We start from the raw sequence: 20,233 nt of genomic DNA, 5'->3' as shown, positions 1-20,233 counted from the left end.
TTCAGCCATCTTAAAGATTACTATTAATACGTTCTCTAATCTCCTGTATATTTACTTGGTTCACAAATTTTCCATCTTCATAGATAACTTGAAGCTCTCCGGTGTTTTCCTCTTCAGGAGTCACTTGATCTACCAATACATATTCACCGTTTTGTAATTCAACCTTTATCAATCCTTTTGCAGATTTTTTAACTCCGTCATCGGTTATAGGATCTTTGAAGATTTCTCTACGTTCACCATTTACCACAACAGAAGTTGCTTTCATAGCAAAACCAAAAGTATCTCTTGTATTGAACTGATAGGTAAAAGAACCAATACCCAATACTACATTGGTCGTAGCAAAACCTTTATCGCTCAAGCGTTGGCAGATAGCCTCTGCTCTTTCTGTGGTAATACTGTCACCATAAATAGCACCAATATGCGAGTCTAATACTTTAAAACCTTGTTCGTTGACAGTTCCGCCAAAAATATCCCAAAGTAGCTCCACTACCCCTTTATCTTTAGGTGTGTTACTTCCAAGTGTGCTAGATTCTCCACAAATAATATCAACAGGATCGCCGCTATCTGGTCTTATGACAAGTTTACCATCTCTAGAAAGTACTTCTTCTTTTAGTTGTGGAAGGTACTCTGTAAGTACTTTCCATAGATCCCAAGTATCGCTAACCACAGATAAAATTCCTGTTGGGTAGGTGTTCATCAAAGCTCTAAACGTACCTATTTCATCATCTTTAGTACCTGCACACATTACAGAGTGTTCGGTAGCATTTACAGAACCTACAACAAAACCTTTTGCATTGTAATAGTGACGCAAACTACTAATTACTGGAAGCGTATCTGATCCTAAAAATACAGATGCATGACCCATACCAGATGATATTGCACTTTGCAAGCCGCCCATACCTCTCATAGAGAAATCGTGTCCTTGAAAATCGATAAAAGCCAAATTGTCCTTATCGGTTTGAAGTGTCCATTTTTTGAAAATTCGTTTGTAACATAAAGCGATAGAAGCCGAAGTCATGGGTTGCCATAACATGGTAGATAATATGGTTTCTAGGAAATTAGTAATCCAGTAGAACTTTTTATCTGTGTTTACGACGGTTACCATAGGTACTCTAATAGGAACCTCTACCCCTTCTACAATCGATTTTACTTTAATAGGTAAATACTGTAAATCATGTAATTCTTCATAATGAGTTACGTCATAGTCTGTACCTAAATAAAGCGATAACTCTTCTTTCAATTCATTACAGACCTGTGCTTTTGGCTTAGAAAAAAAGTTGTCCTGAAAATAATCATGTAACCATTGAAAAACATATTGTTGTCCAAATGAAACCACTTTGTCGCAACCTTTAGGAGCGTATTTATTACTTCTGGGTGTCCAGTTAGAATATACTTCTTCTGTTCCCTTTGGGTATTGTTGGTGGTGTCCTGTTTTGTATCCGTCTGTTAGTAGTAATCCGTTCATAATTATATATTTAAATACTGTTTTTCAACAGTGTTTTCGCTTCTGTGATGTTGTTAAAAATTGGTGTGTTGTACTTTTCGCAAAGGGTATGTACATAATTGCTCTTGTGGAATTCTTGGGGACAAATAACAATAAGTTTGTTTGACCTTACATACATACCTAGTTCTACTAAAGAAATTGGTGATAGCGCATCTGGCAGAAAATTAAGTAAGATCATATCTGATAGCTGTAACGCATTTAATTCCCAATTGATATGCCGCTTCATTTCTTTTGCATTAAGGTGGTCATGATTATTATTTGTTGGGTCAAAAATGGAATACGTACCAAATTCGGCACTTATTTCATCTCTCCAACTGCCCTCCTGTTTGTGATCCATGCTACCTGCTAGAAAAATAGAACGTTGGTTACGTTTATTTATTGGTAGTATGTCGTTAGATGTATACATCATTTAAATCAATTTGCGTATTTATAACGCAAATATAGAATATAAATTAAGTTTACAAAGTATTATTTGTGTTTATTTTACGCAAACTATAAATTAGTTGTTTAAATTTCGAAGATGATTCCTTCTTTTTTAAGCTTGAAGTACCTGTTTTTATTGAACATAAAGAGGTTTGCAGGTCTGCCAGAACCTTTGGAAACTTTTTCGTCTAACTCATCTAAAACATTCAAGCTTAAGATTTTCTTTCTGAAATTACGTCTATCTACGTCCCTACCCAATAACGTAGTATACAATTTTTCTAAGTCTGAAAACGGAAATTTGGTGTCCAACAATTTAAAGCCGATAGGTTCATAGGTAATCTTTGCCTGTAACCTTGTAATGGCAAGTTTTAAAATTTCGGCATGATCAAAAGATAGTTGGGGCAAGTTGTTGATGTGAAACCACTGTGCCTCTTCAGCATCTGTGGAAGCCAATAATTTGAAAGCGCTCGGTTTTATTAATCCAAAATACGCAACGGAAACCACTCTATTTCTAGGGTCTCTATTTGGATTCCCAAAAGTATATAGTTGTTCTAAGTAGTTAATTTTAATTCCCGTTTCCTCCTTCAACTCTCGCTCTACTGCTTCTTCTAAAGATTCTGAGTCTAAAACGAATCCGCCAGGAATAGCCCATTTTCCTTTAAATGGCTCATATTTTCGTTTGATAAGTAAAACAGATATCGTTTCAGATTCATAACCAAAAACGACAGCGTCTACAGAAAGTTTGATGGATTGTTGCATACTATGCGTATATTTTACGCTAATATATGGAATTATAATTATTCACGTTAAACACTTCCTATCACTACTTTCTAGCTTATCACGGTTTCAAAGTGACTATTATTTAAAAATACCTTGTAAATTTTCTAAAACACCAAGCGCAGCTTTCTCCCCAGCAATCATAGCTGCATTTAAAGATCCATTTAGTTGTAAATCTCCAGCTAAATAAACGGTTTCTTTTAATCGTGTTTCTGAAGGCGATATCTCGTAATTTAAATCATTCAATTTTGGTAGTGACTTTGGTATACGGTAGTGTTTTATAAATGTAGAAGAAGTAATACCACAAAGTTCTTTTAACTCTGTTTGCACTTGGTCTATTAAGCTTTTACCAGTTAAACCCTGATTGTCTACAACAGTAACAGAAAGCAATTCTTTACCTGCGTTTATGGCGGTTTTAAGACTTGTATGGTAAAAGATGTTATTGATGACAGTTCCTTGATCAGGAATTAATCCGATAAGGGGTTTTTTAATCGTTCTGTTCTCCGTTTCAAAATATAAGGTATCACAGCTTTGCCATTCAATGGCTTGATTCTTTAAATTTTGAATCAAGTTACTCGCTTCTGTAGCCACAATGATAAAATCACTTTCTATTTTTTGCCCATCAGCAAGCAGAATTTTGCTATCGCCAATAGAAGATACAGACGTGTTATATTTTATAACGGTATTTTTTAATTGATGTAGTAGTTGTTTAGGAATCTCTTCAATACCACCTTTAGGCAATGCAGCATTACCTTCACCAAACATTTTATAAACAAATTCGAACATTCTGCTAGAAGTTTCTAGCTTGTTTTCTAGAAAAATTCCGCTAAAAAAAGGTGTAAAGAAATCGTCAATTATTTCAGAGGAGAAACCTAAATCTGTCAAATAAGAAAATGTTGCTTGCTCTTCATCAGAAAAAATTTCGTCTATAGATTTTTTCTTTAGGCTAGTATTTAATTTCAGAATTTTCAACTTATCGGCAACAGTACCAACATTGGCAAACAACGTAGAAAACAATAAGGATGCATCTCTTAGCGGATCACCAATAACTTCCTGTTTTCCATTTTTGAAAATAGAAGCTCCAGGTAAGAAATTTTGTAGTTCTAAAGAATCATAATCAAGATATTTTTGAGCTGCAGGATATGCGGTTAATAATACTTGAAAGCCGTGATCCAACTGATAGCCGTTTATGACATCTGTTTTGACTCTACCGCCTACCCTATCGCTAGCTTCAAGTAATACAGGAGAATATCCTTTTTGCTCAAGCACCGTTGCTGCTGTTAAGCCACTAATTCCGGCACCAACAATATGTATTTTATAATCCTGTTTATTCATTTTAAAATTTTGTTTAACTAATTTTGCATAAATATAAACAAAATTAGTATTTTTGAAACAAGGTTGATAATGACCTTTACTACAAAACTACTTTAAAATGAATTATTTAATCATTGCTTGTCAAATAATAGTTGGTCTTAGCATATTGAACGTTTGGCTGATACAGAATAAAAAAGATACCAAATGGCGTGGTGGAAATGCAAAAACGATTATAGAGGAATTTAAGGTCTACGGTCTTTCGGAAACAATGTGTTATGTTATTGGTTTTTTAAAAGTAACGTTGGCGGTTTTACTTATAATAGGTATTTGGGTACCTGTATTGACACAACCGGCAGCTTTGGGTTTAGCAGCTTTACTGTTAGGTTCTATTGTAATGCATTTTAAAATAAAAGATCCTTTGTTTAAATCGTTTCCTGCAGCATTGTTTTTAGTGTTGTGCCTTTATATAGCTTTTTTATAAAATCTGTAATTCATTAAGCTGCTGGTAATAACTTATTGCGATATACAAATTTACAAGAGCTAAAATCAAAGATGGTAATGATTCTGGTATGCTGTCCTTAATTTTTATCCTAACCGCAAATCCTAAAAGCATTAGAAGTGTTAGTCCTGCAGCGGCTACAAATGTTAGAATGGGTGAAAAAAAATATCCTAAAAGTAAACCCAAACCTCCTGCAAGTTGCAGGTATGCAGTGAGAACTCTTTGCTTTTTTAAACCAAATCTAGCGAACTCATTTTTCATTTTTTTTGAAAACAAGCATTCTATGCCATAATACAAAAACGCACTGCTTGATAGAAATATAGCTATTTTTAGAATTATCATTTATTTTATTACTGAATGTTTGCGTGAAGGTGAAATGAATTAAGATAACTGTTCTATCTTCTTCATGATCTCATCTGCTTCAAACGCTTTCTGATCACTCATTTTCCTATTGGTTGTTGAAAGTGTATGTGCTTCTTTTAAAAGCTTCTCATATTGAGAACGTAGTTTATCTTTCTCTGATTTCTTTTTAAATAATCCGAACATAGTTTTAGTATTTCTGAAGATTATATCTAGTAATAGACTAGGATATAAAGATACGTAATGTTTAATTATTTTTGAATTTAATTAAACAAAATATTTTTTAGGTATGTAATTAGAAAAGAATAGTTTCTTATCTACTACGAAAAACTATAGTATGGATTAGCTTAAAATATGGATGCTGAACTTACTTAATTGGATTTTGATAATCTAACAGCCGCTAGTTTGTCTTTAAGTTTGTCAACGTCTAGCGTTTCTAATAACGTTATAAGATTAGGGAATCTTGTTCTGTGATATCCAAAGCGTATATCTATGAATTCAGCAATAGCTTTTTCTTTACTCCAATTATCAAACACCATTCTAGAGGCAGCTATGATAGCTCCAGTTCTATCAGAACCGTGCCAACAATGAACAAGAACAGGTTTTTCGGCTTGTTGTATACTATTTAAAGCATTGAAAATATCATCAAAATCTATGGTTGACGCTTTTAATGGAATACGATCTAAATCTAAATTTAGACCTTTTGTTTTTTTTGCATCCGTTGCTTGACGTCTAAGATTTACAATAGATTTTATACCCATTGCCTGCAGCTCTTTCATCCCTTTTTTGGACGGTTGTTCTGAGCGGTACATGCTATCATTTAATTTATATAGGTTATGAAAATTAGTAGATGCGATTTTCTTGGAAGATGAATCTTGAACAATATACGTGGGTTTGGTAAAAGCAAATGATAAACATGAGAAAAGTACGATGATATAAAATGTTTTAGTTGTGTGCATAAATTGAGTTCTAAATATGGTTTTGAAATAAAGAATATATAGGCATATTTCAGCAATAGACCTGCTATTTTTTAAATTACTGTGCCATTGTTTAACCAACGTTGTAACAACCCATCGTTATGAGAAATGGCTACAAGATGAAATTTTGTAAAACGCTTAAATACTCTTGATTCCTTTAAAGTTTCCATACAAACCGATACAGGATTTAGGTAGTTGGAATGTATTAATAATAACTCTCCATCACGTTTTAATAAATATCCCACATGCCCCTCATCAAAACCTATAAAATAAAGTCCCTCTTGGGTTAATGTATCTATTTCTTCAAACGCCTTTTCATGAGTTTCTTCTTCTACTTGAGTAATTACCGAGCCACAACTAATCATTTTAGCCTCGTCAATAGGTGATTTTTGTGCTAATTTATATCGATTGATATTTACGCCCATATCTCTTAGTGTCGTAGAAATAAAATAACCACATGCAATATTGCCCTCATTAGGCGTAGCTGTATGTCCGCCAAAACTCCAAGGAGTACCATACCAATGCGGTATTATTTTATCTACTAATTGATTGGCAAAAGCTGTTTTAATATGGTTTAAAGAAATAGTACCTAACCTAAGGTCTTCTTTTAGTTGCAACCTAAGTTGATCGGTATTTTCTTTAGTACTGGCATAAGAATCCATAATAGAATCTGATGACGTACTAAGTAAGGGTATTTCTTCACCAAAATTCTTAGATTTTTTTACTGACGAAAATGTTTGAGTAGTGATATAATCTTCTTTTACCTTGTCATTATTAGGTGATATTTCATTTGAAAACCCTAAAGAAAGTAGAAGTGAAAAAAGAATCATAGGTTAGTGTAGATTAGAGATAAGCCGTTTTTATTAGAACGTATTAGTAATGAGTAAATTACATATAAAAAGTTAAAGTTTTATCAAGCTTTAAAAGAGAGAATCAGACACTTAAATTTACGGCCCACCATACATCATAATCTCTAGGTACTAGTGGTCTATAACTCTGAAAACCTTGATCTGCAATTCTAAGTCCGCTAATCAAACCATTCTCATCAAATACGTAGCTTATGAAAATAAATGAATGTCCGTATGGATCTAGTTTTTTAACGTCGGTACCCTTTACAACCTCTTTATAATCTTCTTTATAACGCCAAACTTGCATGAGTGCGCCAGGTTCTAATTTTCCATTCCAAATACCTGTTGAATCGACTAATGTTCCCATACCAGCATAGGCAATAGCACCGGCATTACCTTTGCCCCTATATGTTTTAGGTAGCGTTTGCCAGCTTTCGTCTGGTTTTGAAGCCGTCACATAAAGTAAATTGAATACCTGTTTAGGAGTGTATGTAGCAGTAGCCATGCTGTCTGGTAAATCTTGATAAGGCAAATGACCGTGCACTTCTTTGTATGCGTTTTCAAAACGATTTTTACTTACCGAAAGGCAATGACCACCCGGTTCTTTAATTGGGCTATTGAGATAATTTTGAACTATTTTTTTGGCAACTGGACTATTGTTGGCCAATTTAGACGATATCGTATTTTTGTTCTCTTCTGTAACGTTTTTTTTAAGTGCCAACGAATCTTTAGGATTCGTTATTATACTTATATCTGTTGGTTTTAGACTGATATATGAATGGTCATCAAATCCATAATTTTCAACGATGGGTTTTGTTAAAGGAGTGGTGTCCTGTGTAGGTATGATTTTTGACTCAGCGCTAGATATGTTGGAGTTTGTATCGTTCATTTTGGTGGAAGTACAACCCAAAAAGATAAGAACGATAAAAGGGATATACCTAATTGATTTCTTTAGCAACATTTTTAATTGGATGTGTCTCATATTACAAGCTTGTAATCACATTTCATTAAATTGACAGGCTAAATTTATTAGCCATTTACTCCTGTACTTTTAAATACCAGTACTAGTATAAAGATAACATAATTACAGCCTTAATTCAAGCTGATTGATTACAATAGAAATTAAGTTCTATCACTCTATTGATGTAGTTAATTGTTCATACTATTCGGATTTTTTTCACCTAGATATTATCACACAAGACAATAGTTAATTTAATAATTGCTGTTGATTATAGCGATAATATATACTCGTGAGGGTAACTGCTAATTCAGGCAGTTATAAACTATAAGTTGTAATGAATTACCTGGTTTTGCACCGTTGATACCGCACAAATAGCCAAAATACAGCATAGATGATGCTACCTAAATTACATTATATAGCACAAGGAAATTCAGGGAAAGAGCTATTAGAGAATATTCAAAAGGCATGTACTTCTGGTATCGAATTGGTGCAGTTAGGTATAGCAGACGTTTCTGAGAAGAAGTTTTTGAAAATAGCAACTGAAGCAAGAGAAATTACCGCTTATTATCAAACGAGACTACTCATAGAAAATCGGTTCCAGATTGCAAAAGATATAAAGGCAGATGGTGTTGTATTATTAAACAAGGACATCTCCCCTAACGAAGTACGAAAACAGCTGTACACTTGGCAAATGATCGGAGCAATAGCGAATACGGTTCAAGATTGTGAAGTATTGTTGACTAAAGAAGTGGATTATATTGGTTTAGGTCCTTTTAAACATACTATTAATGAAGAGAACTTGAATGCAGAATTGGGTTTAAACGGTTTCACGCTTATTACAGAATCTTTACAAACAGAAACCCCAATTATTGCATACGGAGGCATTACTACTGAAGATGTTACCGGCTTGTTGGCATCGGGAGTTTCAGGTATTGCTGTGTCAGATGGAATAACCCAAAATTTTAATGCTATTAAAGTATTCAACCAATTATTGAAAGCATCTTCTTCTGCAGAGCAGCGGTATACGTTTGAGTAAAGTGAAAGATGTTTTTTGCCAACAAACTATCATTAATAAAAATTTTTAAGGAGTATCTTTTGGTGTGGTATATAAATCATAAATTAAAGCTAGTTTATAAGCACTATCCCTAAAACCAGCAAAGCGTCCAGACCCGCCACTGTGTCCATTAGAAAAATCTGTTTTTAATAAAAGTACATTATCATCGGTCTTGTTAGCTCTTAGTTTTGCTACCATTTTAGCAGGTTCCCAGTATCCTACCCTAGTATCATTCAAACCTGTAAAGAACAGCATATTCGGGTAGTTTTGTGCTCTCACATTATCGTACGGACTGTAAGACTTAATGTATTCGTACGCCTTTTTGTTTTTAGGATTTCCCCATTCGTCAAACTCCCCTACTGTTAATGGCAAATTCTCATCTAACATTGTGTTGATAACATCAACAAAGGGTACATTCAAAATAACGGTTTTAAATAATTCAGGGCGTTCATTGACTACGGCACCCATTAACAAACCACCGGCACTAGCACCTTCCGCTACGATACTACCTTCTTTTGCATAATTTTCTTCAATTAAGTATTCGGCACAAGCTATAAAATCTGAAAAGGTGTTTTTCTTATGAAACATTTTACCGTCTTCATACCATTCCCTACCCATATCATCTCCGCCCCTTACATGTGCAATAGCATAGACATAACCATTATTTACTAAATGGTGCACTGTTGGCCCTCCATTAAGATTTTGACCATAACCATAAGCACCGTAAGACGTTAAATATACTTTATGATTACCGGGTCTGCGTTTTGCACGCCATTTATTACTAATAAGTGTAAGTGGAATTTTTTTACCATCTTTTGCGGTAACCCATTTTCTTTCTATTACATAATTAATAAAAGGCAAGGCATTAGAATTACCGTGTTGTTTGAGCAAGCTTTTCTCCTTGGTTTTCATGTTATAGTTATAAGTAGTCAAAGGGGTTTCAAAAGAACTATAATTGAATTGCAAACTATCGGTTTTAAAATCTGGATTATAACCAATACCAATGTTATTAAACTCTTCTTCGGTTTTAATAAAATGACTTTCACTAGTAGCTTGGTCAATTATTTTAATGCGAGATTGTGCGTTTTCTTTTTCGTTGATTACAAAATAATTATCAAATATTTGAAAGTTTTGAATTAGAATACCATCTTGATGAGGAATAAAATCTTTCCAATTATCTTTTAGTATATCATCAATTGTTGTGGTAACTACTTTATAATTGATGGCATTTTTATTGGTTAATATATAAAACTTGTCTTTGTAATGTGTGGTATGGTAAATATGATTTTTTTCTCTGGGTTGAACAACTTTAAATTGACCTTTAGGTGTATTGGTTTTTAAAAACCAGCTTTCAGAAGATACACTGTTGCCAGTATTTAAGAATATATATTCTTTAGATTTTGTCTTTGCAATGCTAACACTAAAACTAGGGTCTTTTTCCTCGTAAATTATGGAATCGTATGTAGCATCTGTTCCAATGATATGTCGGTATACTTTTGATGCTTGAAAGGTTTCTTTCTCTACATCAACATATAAAAATGTGGAGTTGTCCAACCATACCATGTTGCCAACATTGTTAATGGAGTCTGATAGAAACATGTTATTACTTAGGTCTTTTATTTTTAAGATATATTCATCTTTTCCTGTAGTATTTTCATAAACTGAAATGAGCTGATTATTTGGGCTAACAGGTCCTATCCCTGCATTATAATAGCCTTTGTCTTTTGCCATTTTATTTACATTCAATAATTCTTGAACGCTATCATTTTTTATAGCTTTACGATAGTAGACAGGGTATTCGTCATCTTCGCTGTAGGTACTATAATAGAGATATCCGTTCCTTTTGGTTTGTAAAGAGGAGCTATTTTTTTCGATACTCTTAATCAAATCTTTATAAATGGTTCGTTGTGCTTTTTTAAGAGGAATATTGTAGTTGTCCGTATATGTATTTTCTTTTCGTAAATAATCCATTACAGCTTTATTATTTACAGGTGATTTGGTGTCTTTTAACCACGCATAATTATCGGTTATATTTTCACTATGTATTTTAAAAGTAAAAGGCTCTTTTTTAGCAATGGGTATTGGCATAGAATCATTTCTAATATGCTTATCCCGAAATTGCTCTTCTAGAGGTTTACCAGACTCCATGTCGGTCCTAATCGTAGTATTTATTACGGTAATTGGGTTTTCTGTGGTATAGTTTTGCCAGAAATCATCATCGTATTCTAAAGGAAGTTCATATAACTGATTAGAAGTAGTGTTTGCGAAGTTTTCTTCTTCGGATATTTTAGTTTGATTATTTTGGTCAATATTGGTGGTATTGAATTCTGAAATGGCAGAATAATATGTGGTGGTAACATCGGTAGTGTCCTTGTATATGAACTCATCTTCATGCCGCATTTTATTAATATAATATTGATTCCCTTTTTTCTTATAACTAACATCTAATTTGTAATCAAAATGCTTCACTTCCATATCACCATATCCACAGAAATATTCTTTAAGCTGATTTGGCACTGAACATTCATATCGTACTATGGCAAAATCATCTTGGTTTATATGAATTTTACCTTTTAGTAATTTATGTTTATTAGCTTTATTCCATTGTTTCCTATTATTGGGAGATGAAATGGCATCTAATTCCTCTTTTGTGATTTTGGTTTCAAAGTCAAGCACATATAGCCAGCCCCCAGATGCATTCTCCACTTCAGAGATTTTATAAGTAAAATCTCTAATTGCCTTATTTCCTAAAAAACTCTGCTGGTATTTAACTCTATTTCTGGCGAATAAACCTAAAGGTCCGCCTTCAATATTAGCATCGAATTCTCTTTTGCTTAGGTTAAAACTAGAACGAGAATTAATGATATTTGTTCGTTCTTCTTTTAACGTTCTATGATGAAAATGAATACGATGTAATGAGTTAAGCGAAAAATTAAATGTACCGCTACTAAATGAATAATCATATGGGTTTTGATAATCTTTGTACTTGTATTTTTTATTGGTATAAGGTGTTGCATAATAATCGCAAACGGCATCTGAGTATTTTATATATGCACCATTCTCTTTTAAAGTTTCACGATAATAACCAGTTATTTTTGTTGGAGAGTCCGCATAATTGACAGGTATGTTCTTAATTACTTTTTTTAGTAAAGCCTTGGCACTAGGCATTTTTTTAGGGGTCACCACCACTTCTGATAATTGCAGATTACTAGAAGTCATTTTAAAAACACTATTATTCATCCCTTTAAAATCTTCTACGGTAATGTGCAAATCTTTATAACCAACATAACCAAGGGTTATGGTATGCGCATCATATTGCGCAGGTATTGATAATCTAAATTTACCATCAGCATCTGTTACAGTCCCTAAGGGAACACTATCAATTTTTATATAAGCATAAGGAAGTGGCGCGGTATCCTTTTTATCAATGACAGTTCCCGTTACTACGGTTTGGCAAAATGTATTAAAACTTAAGAATAGAAAAAGTATAAGCGAAGTTTTAGAAAAGAAGCTGATTGTCATATGTTTCTTACTATAGTTGGTGTTTAGCTTTACAAATAAAAATAACCATTTATGTAAATACAATCTAATTCTCTTAAACTTCTGGTAAAGTTTAGTGCATTAAGAAGTTCATATAGAGCATTTAAAAATATAAAAGTGTCCGTAGTTAATTTCTTTGAAGGTGAACATAAAAATACCGCTTAAAGCTAGCTGTATAATTATACGTCTATGCTTTTAAGCGGTATAAGATATTCTTATAAAGCAGTATTACTGGTACTGTTTATAGTGAAGCTAGAAATTAATTTTTAATAAGTCCCTGTCCTTCAATCCATGGTGCACCAGATTTTTTCAATTCGCTTTCAAGTGCTGGCAATTCGCTTTCTATTACAGGTTGAAGTTTTGCTTTTACTTTCTTAAGTTGACTTTGAACACGACTTAAAAAAGCTTGGTGTTCATCTGTTGGTCCGTAAGTATTTCCAAGGGCTCTCCAACCAATTGAATTTCCTTCGCTTGCCGTAGGGTTAGAACGCTCACCAACTTCTTCTTTGATTTTATTACCATTCAGCTCTTTATCAATAGCCTGCAGTGTGTTTTTAGTAGCGTATACTCTTTTATATAAATCATCTGAAGGATTAGATGCCTTATTTAAAGCACGTAACATGGCATCAACAGTTTTTTGACTAGTAGATAAAGCAATTTCCGTGGCTGTTAAATCTTGTTGAAAAGCAAAAGTAGCTTCTCTAAAACTATCTACTACTTCATTTGATTTTCTAGGTAATGAGCTTTCAAAAACAGGTTCTACACTGAACGATTCCGGACCTTGTAATACAGTATTTACACCATCTACACGCTTCATTAGTGTTACTGAATATTCTCCCGGTGTAACCATTATACCACCTCTACGGCGACCTCTTCTACCTTTAGGTTCTTCTAAGCGCTCTCCATTTTTATTAGGATAACTTAAATTCCAACTAACACGATTAAATCCTTCTTTGTTGGTACCTTTTACGGTATTTATAACATTACCATTTGCATCTTTTATTACCAATACGATTGACGGACCGTCTTGTAAATTTTCAGCTTCAAGAGCATCCCAACCAGGAAATTTGCCTGTTCCTTTCTTCTCTGCAGCTTTTCTAATGTCTTTTTTCGACTTTAACTTATCTGACATGAAGTATGTAAACGTGGCACCAAAAGGTGGATTTTTACCTATCCATTCCGCATCACCTTGGCTACCTACTCTACTTGATGGCTTATACCATGGCACTGTTTTAACAGGGAAAAGTTTAGCCGTAGCAGTAACATCATATTCACGTAATGGTGAAATATCATCTAAGATGTAAATACCTCTAGCAAAAGATCCAGCTACCAAATCATTCTCACGACGTTGAATAGTAATGTCTCTTATCGGAATGGTTGGCATACCAGCTTCAAGCTTTGTCCATTTTCCACCTCCATCAAGCGTTGCGTACACGCCGAATTCTGTTGCGGCAAATAGTAAATCTTTTTTTACATGATCTTGTACCAATCTCCAAATCAATAGCTTGTTAGGTAAGTTTCCATTGATAATAGACCAAGATTTTCCTTTATCGCTACTTTTAAGAATGTACGGTTTATAATCTCCGTATTTATGATTGTCTAATGCTGCATATACTACATTAGCATCGAAAAGGTCTGCTCTAACATCATTTACAAACGGAGTATTAGGTATACCTTTTATAGTGTTCAAACTAAACTTCCTCCATGTTGTTCCGCCATCTTCGGTGACCTGAATAAGTCCGTCATCAGTACCTGCATAAATCAAACCTTCTTGTTTAGGAGACTCTGCCAAAGAGGTAATAGTATTGTAGTTAGACATTGCTTTGATATCCCAAGCATTATCCCAGCTTTGCGATGTTCCATAATACGGGAACTCCATTCGTTCTTGGTTCAAGGTAAGGTCTTCTGAAATAGGATTCCAAGCATCTCCCCTATTTTCTGATTTCCATACACGTTGCGAAGCAAAATAAAGCCTTGTAGGGTTATGTGGACTCACAAGAATTGGAGCATCCCAGTTAAAACGTTCAAACGGGTCACCTTCTCTAGCTTGAGGTTGTATAAATACACTTTCTAATGTTTTACTATCAATTCGCCATAAAGCCCCTTGTTGAAATTCGCCATAGGTAATATCAGGATTACCAGGTTCTGTTGCCGTTTGTGCACCATCTGCACCTAAAGTTTTCCACCAATCTGCACTGGCAATACCATCTGAACTTCTTGTTCTTGAAGGTCCGCCATGTGAGCCATTATCTTGAGTACCGCCGTACACATTATAAAAAGGTTTGGCATCGTCAACGGCAATTTTAAAATATTGGGTAATAGGTAGGTTTCTTACATATTTCCAGCTTTCGGTATTATCAAAACTTTCATATAAACCACCGTCTGTACCAATAAGCAAATAATTAGGATCGGATTTTTTAAAGACTAGCGCATGACTATCACTATGCTGGTTAGACCTGCTCATTTGCGTAAATGTCTTACCGTGGTCTTTGGTAACCAAGGCGCTATTATTCATAAAATAAACGGTGCCTTCTTCATGTGGCGAAGCAATAATTTCTTGATAATAATGCGGACCTGTACCACCAGAAACGGCATCTGATTGTTTTACCCAAGACTCACCACCATTGCTGGACATATAAAAACCACCTTTAGTTCTATCAAGCTCTAGCGCTGCATAAATAACTTCAGAATTAAAAGGCGACATGGCTAAGCCCGTTTTACCAAGATTAGATTTTGGTATACCGTTTTTCAAAGGTTTCCAAGTCTCTCCGCCATCTGTACTTTTATGAAGTCCTGATCCAGGACCACCACCAAGATAACCGGCAACCGTACGGTGTCTTTGCCATGTAGCAGCGTATAAAACATCAGGATTTGTTGGGTCTATTAACATATCTGTTGCACCAACCCATTCGGCATCGCCCAAGGTACGTTTCCAAGTTTTACCGCCATCTGTAGTTTTATAAACACCACGATCACCGCCTTTGCTCCATAATGGACCTTGTGAAGCTACCCATAGCGTATTGGAATCTGTAGGGTGTACAATGATTTTTGATAGGTGTTCAGAATTTTCTAAACCCATATTTTTCCAAGTCTTACCATCGTCATGGCTAACGTAAATTCCGTCACCAAAAGCGGCATGGCGACCACCTACATTTTCACCTGTACCTACCCAAATAGTATGTGGGTTACTAGGGTCTATGGTTACACAGCCCATGGAGTATACATCTTGTTTCTCAAAAATAGGTTTCCAGGTAGTACCAGAATTCATTGTTTTCCACATACCGCCAGAACCTACGGCAACATACCAGATGTTTTCATTTTCTGGGTGAATGGCAATATCGGCAATACGGCCAGAGGTCATTGCCGGACCAATATTCCTGAATTCTAGCCCAGCAAAGGGGTTTTTACTTTTTTCTTGCGCACGCAAAGTGTGGCCTAAACTACTAATGCATAGCAATAGTAGAAGGGACTTGATAATAGTCTTCATAGTTAGATTGGTTTGAGATAATGTTAATTTATAAATAACTATAAAACAATAGATTGAAAGGTAAAATATTAGTGCGATACTAAGGGGTTATATCCGTTAGATATATGACCAAAATCCATTTATTTTATATGCTTGAATTTAGCGAAATGAGATAGTTTTTTGGCAGTATTTAATATGGTTTTAACGTACAATTACAAATTTGATAATTGCAAAGGGAATATTTCATAATTGAACACAAAACAATAATATTTTTTAATGAAATACAACTAAAAATGTTAAAGGAAAAATTGGTTTTTCATTGGCAATTAAAACTAATCCTCTCTTAACTTGGAAATTACCAGACCTACATTCTTTTCTTCAAACTTGCCTAAAAACTTTAGGGCGTAAGTAGCAATTTTAGATTTTGGAGCTTTTATAAATTCGCCAAGTCTTAACACGGTGTTGTCCATTTTATGAATAGCGGCATCTTGGTGACCATCTCCTAATCCCCAAAGTAGATTTGCATTGTACCATGATAGTGCTCTGGCTTTACCTAAGCTAAAGTTGATAATTTCTTCATCGGTATTTTTTCCTGCAATGTCCAATAGAAAAAGTAAGGGAGAAACCCTACTTAATCTGTCTTGCATTTCATTGACAATATTGCCAAGAATGGTATTTACCGTATTAAAATCATTTTCTATATCAATTATTTCTTTGCCTTGCATTACAGTGCTTGCTGCTAAACCCAAATCCAGATTAATGTGGGTATTGATGCCTAACATGATATGTTGTAGAATGGTTAGTGGGTCGTTTTTAGTATCAAATGCAAACTGCCAAGATTTACTGATAGGTTGGTTTGTTGTATAACCGTTGTATGCATCTATATAGTAGTTGGCAAAGGCAACATCAAAAGTTTCCATTCGGGCATTATCCTCAAAATTCCCTAATTGTACCTCATTCAGAATTTCAGCAGTAACCCTTCTATATAAAAAAGCAAAATATCCTATGCGGTCATTGTTTACTATAGCATTATCAATGATTTCGTCCAATTGATTTAGAACTTCCTGTATGGTGGTTGGTCGGCTGATGGCAGTAATTGTTTAATTAATTAAAACTTATTTGTTGGTTAGAAATTTCAAGTTAAGCAAATGATTAGAAGTACTTCATTAAAATTTTAAAATCATTTTAAAAGTATTACGTCAATCATTGTAATTAGGTGTTTTATAGCTGAAACATGCCTCTTAAATGATTTCAATAACATAAAATTAAAACAGTATTTATAGTCTTCACGTTAATAAAATAATGGTATGAACTAATGATTTAATGCAACTAAAAATATCTTGCATACTGATAATCAGCTTCATATTAAAAATAGAAAAGTGTGTATGGGTAGCAATTCATATAGACTATAATATTTATAAAAAGCAAAAAATAGTATTTAAATGAAAAATGAATTACCAAAATTGGTATTAGCAGGTATTTTAGGAACAGTGGTAATGACCATAATAATGTTGGTAGCACCACATATGGGCATGCCAGAAATGGCACCATGGAAATTATTGGCAGGCGCTATGAACTTACCCATAGTAGTAGGTTGGGTCTTACATTTTCTTATGGGAATTCTATTTGCTTTAGGGTATGGTTATGTATTTGCTCCTAAAGTCAACATCTCTAATCTTTTCTTGAAAGGAATTGCCTTTGGTATCGTAGCACTTATTATGGCACAGATTGGTATGAAGGTAATGGGAGTGCTATTTGAAATGCCACCAATGGATGGTTCTATGCCAATGCGATTAGTAGCGATGTTAATTGGTCACATAGTATTTGGTGTGGTTACTGTAAAAACTATAGGAAAATAAGAACAATATGAAAAAGACAGATTTTAGTACGTTAAAAGCAATATTCATCAATTGTACCTTAAAAAAATCACCATCTAAAAGTCACACAAGTAATTTAATTGATGTGTCGGCTAAGATTATGAAATCAGAAGGTGTTGATGTAGAGGTTTTAAGACTTGCAGATTTTGACATACCGGTTGGTGTACAGCCAGATATGACCAAAGAAGGATATGATAAAGATGATTGGCCAGAAATTTATAAAAAGGTAATGGCAGCTGATATATTAGTGATAGGTACACCTATTTGGTTAGGTGAACGTTCATCGGTAGCTACAAAACTTATTGAACGATTATACGCTATGAGCGGATACCAAAATGATAAGGGGCAATACGTGTATTATGGCAAAGCGGGTGGTTGTATTATTACCGGTAATGAAGATGGAGTTAAACATTGTTCTATGGGGCTATTATATGCACTTCAACATATAGGCTATAGTATACCACCACAGGCAGATGCTGGTTGGATAGGTAAAGTTGGACCCGGACCCAGTTATGGAGATACGGAATGGGATGGCGAAAAAATTGAGCCACCAGTAGGTTTTGATTCTGAATTTACGAATCGTAACACCACTTTTATGTCATACAATCTAATGCATTTAGCTAAAATGTTGAAGGATAACGGAGGATATTCTTCTTACGGAAATTCAAGAAAAGATTGGGATGATGGCACTCGTTGGAATTTTGAAAATCCGGAGTATAGATAGAAAATGGATGCATAGTTCATCCAATTTAATAATATAAAGAAATTAATTATGAGTAAAAATGTATCAGAACAACTACTAGATATTTTACAAAGTGTTGGAGTAGACAAAGTATATGGAGTAACGGGTGATGCCTTAAACTTTTTTGTTAAAGCAATAGAAGAACGAGACACTGTTGATTGGATCGGCATGAAACATGAGGGTAACGCATCTTTTGCTGCCTTTGGTCATAGTCAAACCAGTAACAATTTATCGGTGTGTGCAGGTACTGTTGGTCCTGGAGCTTTACACTTGATTAATGGATTATACAATGCTAAAAAAGAACGCACGCCGGTAATCGCTATTACAGGTCAAATTAACCAGAAACAACAAGGTACCAATTACTTCCAAGAAGTAGATTTAAAAAAGGTATTTGATGATGTTTGTGATTATCAGGCGGTGATAGAAACCCCAGAACAGGCACCCATGGTTATACAACGAGCCATTAAAATTGCCATGGCTAATAATGCTGTTTGTAGAATAGAGTTACCTGCAAACGTTGCAGAAATGAAGGCGGAAAACGAACATTTTATTCATCCCATTAAAAAATATACATCTCGTTTGGTACCTGATGACACCAGCATTATAGAAGCAGCTAAACTATTAAATAGTGCGAAAACAGTAGGTATTTTAGCAGGTGACGGTTGTCGTGAGAGTCGTAGTGCAGTATTGGAGTTGGCTAAAAAACTACAAGCACCTATAACCCATAGTTTACGTGCTAGCGATATTTTTGATCATGATACTGATAATGTTGTAGGGCTTACTGGCTTAATAGGAAATCCTTCAGGTTATAATGCCGTCATGAATTGTGATTTATTACTGATGCTAGGTACTGATTTTCCATATATAGACTTTCTTCCACATCAAACAAAAACGATACAAGTAGATATTAGACAAGAAAATATAGGAAATAGAACCTCAGTATCACTAGGTGTATGGAGCGATATATCATCATTTTTAGAATTGTTGAATCCGAAAGTTGATCAGAAAAGCGATACAGCGTTTTTAGATAAATTAAGAGGTAATTTTATAGATTGGAGAGCGAATATGAAAAAACAAGCCTCTCCTACCCGTGATCATGAACCATTGCATCCACAAATATTTGCAGACTTGGTAAACGAGCATGCAGCAAACGATGCCATTTTCACCGTAGAAACCGGTACCTCTGCTATATGGGCGGCACACCATATCTCTTTTCATAGTCAAAGAAGAGTTATTGGTTCTTTTAATCATGGTTCTATGGCTGTAGGGTTACCTTCTGCCATTGGCGCTCAATTTGCAAATAAGAATAAAGAAATATGGGCATTTTGTGGAGACGGAGCCTTTAATATGTCTATGCAAGATTTTATAACAGCTGTTAAATACGAATTGCCAATTAAAGTCTTGATATTCAATAATTCAGAACTAAGCTTTGTTAAGTTAGAAATGGAAGAAGCAGGTTTGGCAGCAAGCCTAGACGCTTTACATGAAACCAATGTCAATTTTGCTGAATATGCTAAACTTTGTGGTGGCGATGGTGTTAGGGTCGAGCATGCAGAAGATATCGATGCAGCCATTATACAAGCTAAAGCAAGTAAAAAACCATTTATTATTGATGCTGTAGTTAATAGTGGAGCATTGTCCTTACCGCCTCATATTGGCATTAAAGAAGCTATTGGCTTTGGTACCTCTAAAGTAAAAGAAGTAGGTCAAATAATTAGTGGAGATAAGGGACAATGGGAAAACTTAAAAAAAGAGTTGTATTCTTATTTTGATTAATATTTAGGAAGGTTTGGTATTATGAGTATACCAGCTTTTTAAAGTGATTCTTTATATCTAAAATATGAGATATGAAGAATCACTTTTATTTACAGTAACTTTTTTTGCCTTGCAT

The 20,233-nt window shown here is 34.4% G+C and carries 17 protein-coding genes; 5 read left to right on the top strand and 12 right to left on the bottom strand.

The annotated features are described in order from the left end of the window. Nucleotides 1-10: 10 nt before the first annotated feature. From UH1x_RS19615 to UH1x_RS19600, 4 genes are all read right to left on the bottom strand, one after another. Nucleotides 11-1,465, bottom strand: a complete 1,455-nt coding sequence (locus UH1x_RS19615) for a nicotinate phosphoribosyltransferase (RefSeq protein WP_482623781.1) — start codon at nt 1,463-1,465, stop codon at nt 11-13. Between the two features lie 10 nt (nt 1,466-1,475). Further along, nucleotides 1,476-1,913, bottom strand: a complete 438-nt coding sequence (locus UH1x_RS19610; protein WP_482623779.1) for a nucleoside 2-deoxyribosyltransferase domain-containing protein — start codon at nt 1,911-1,913, stop codon at nt 1,476-1,478. Between the two features lie 98 nt (nt 1,914-2,011). Then, nucleotides 2,012-2,686 (bottom strand): NUDIX hydrolase, encoded by a 675-nt coding sequence (locus UH1x_RS19605; protein ID WP_482623777.1) that lies wholly within the window; start codon nt 2,684-2,686, stop codon nt 2,012-2,014. A gap of 99 nt (nt 2,687-2,785) precedes the next feature. Continuing rightward, nucleotides 2,786-4,039 (bottom strand): NAD(P)/FAD-dependent oxidoreductase, encoded by a 1,254-nt coding sequence (locus UH1x_RS19600; RefSeq protein ID WP_482623776.1) that lies wholly within the window; start codon nt 4,037-4,039, stop codon nt 2,786-2,788. A gap of 97 nt (nt 4,040-4,136) precedes the next feature. Here UH1x_RS19600 and UH1x_RS19595 point away from each other — a divergent pair, with 97 nt between their 5' ends. Continuing rightward, on the top strand, nt 4,137-4,499 hold the full coding sequence (locus UH1x_RS19595; protein WP_482623774.1) for a DoxX family protein: 363 nt from the start codon (nt 4,137-4,139) through the stop codon (nt 4,497-4,499). Here the strand turns inward: UH1x_RS19595 and UH1x_RS19590 are convergent. The 5 genes from UH1x_RS19590 to UH1x_RS19570 form a co-directional block, all read right to left on the bottom strand. Then, nucleotides 4,494-4,859: a DoxX family protein gene (locus tag UH1x_RS19590; protein WP_482623772.1), complete on the bottom strand. Its 366-nt coding sequence runs from the start codon at nt 4,857-4,859 to the stop codon at nt 4,494-4,496. The genes UH1x_RS19595 and UH1x_RS19590 overlap by 6 nt on opposite strands. A gap of 39 nt (nt 4,860-4,898) precedes the next feature. Beyond that, nucleotides 4,899-5,063 (bottom strand): Lacal_2735 family protein, encoded by a 165-nt coding sequence (locus UH1x_RS19585; RefSeq protein WP_348326626.1) that lies wholly within the window; start codon nt 5,061-5,063, stop codon nt 4,899-4,901. 185 nt (nt 5,064-5,248) lie between these two features. Further along, nucleotides 5,249-5,836: a dual specificity protein phosphatase family protein gene (locus tag UH1x_RS19580; protein WP_482623770.1), complete on the bottom strand. Its 588-nt coding sequence runs from the start codon at nt 5,834-5,836 to the stop codon at nt 5,249-5,251. 71 nt (nt 5,837-5,907) lie between these two features. Next, nucleotides 5,908-6,684 (bottom strand): hypothetical protein, encoded by a 777-nt coding sequence (locus UH1x_RS19575; RefSeq protein ID WP_482623768.1) that lies wholly within the window; start codon nt 6,682-6,684, stop codon nt 5,908-5,910. 103 nt (nt 6,685-6,787) lie between these two features. Then, on the bottom strand, nt 6,788-7,591 hold the full coding sequence (locus UH1x_RS19570; RefSeq protein WP_482623766.1) for a hypothetical protein: 804 nt from the start codon (nt 7,589-7,591) through the stop codon (nt 6,788-6,790). Between the two features lie 463 nt (nt 7,592-8,054). Here UH1x_RS19570 and UH1x_RS19565 point away from each other — a divergent pair, with 463 nt between their 5' ends. Beyond that, nucleotides 8,055-8,699 carry a thiamine phosphate synthase gene (locus tag UH1x_RS19565; RefSeq protein WP_482623764.1) on the top strand — a complete coding sequence of 215 codons (645 nt, stop codon included), beginning with the start codon at nt 8,055-8,057 and terminating at the stop codon, nt 8,697-8,699. Nucleotides 8,700-8,744: 45 nt separating this feature from the next. Here the strand turns inward: UH1x_RS19565 and UH1x_RS19560 are convergent, their stop codons facing one another. From UH1x_RS19560 to UH1x_RS19550, 3 genes are all read right to left on the bottom strand, one after another. After that, complete coding sequence (locus UH1x_RS19560; protein ID WP_482623763.1) at nt 8,745-12,239, bottom strand: prolyl oligopeptidase family serine peptidase; 3,495 nt, start codon at nt 12,237-12,239, stop codon at nt 8,745-8,747. A 277-nt stretch (nt 12,240-12,516) separates the two neighbouring features. After that, nucleotides 12,517-15,744 (bottom strand): WD40/YVTN/BNR-like repeat-containing protein, encoded by a 3,228-nt coding sequence (locus tag UH1x_RS19555; RefSeq protein WP_482623761.1) that lies wholly within the window; start codon nt 15,742-15,744, stop codon nt 12,517-12,519. Between the two features lie 311 nt (nt 15,745-16,055). After that, complete coding sequence (locus UH1x_RS19550) at nt 16,056-16,793, bottom strand: DUF5995 family protein (protein ID WP_482626528.1); 738 nt, start codon at nt 16,791-16,793, stop codon at nt 16,056-16,058. A gap of 372 nt (nt 16,794-17,165) precedes the next feature. Between UH1x_RS19550 and UH1x_RS19545 the strand changes: the two genes are divergently transcribed. The 3 genes from UH1x_RS19545 to UH1x_RS19535 are packed head-to-tail and all read left to right on the top strand — an operon-like array spanning nt 17,166 to nt 20,118. Continuing rightward, nucleotides 17,166-17,582 carry a DUF6789 family protein gene (locus tag UH1x_RS19545; protein WP_482623760.1) on the top strand — a complete coding sequence of 139 codons (417 nt, stop codon included), beginning with the start codon at nt 17,166-17,168 and terminating at the stop codon, nt 17,580-17,582. A 7-nt stretch (nt 17,583-17,589) separates the two neighbouring features. After that, nucleotides 17,590-18,324, top strand: coding sequence for a flavodoxin family protein (locus tag UH1x_RS19540; protein ID WP_482623758.1), 735 nt, complete (start codon nt 17,590-17,592; stop codon nt 18,322-18,324). Between the two features lie 48 nt (nt 18,325-18,372). Further along, entirely contained in the window at nt 18,373-20,118 is a 1,746-nt protein-coding gene (locus UH1x_RS19535; protein WP_482623756.1) for a thiamine pyrophosphate-dependent enzyme, read from the top strand. Nucleotides 20,119-20,233 lie beyond the last annotated feature (115 nt).

It is taken from the genome of Maribacter sp. UH1 (assembly GCF_056839145.1).
This window is presented reverse-complemented; position numbering and strand designations above follow the sequence as displayed.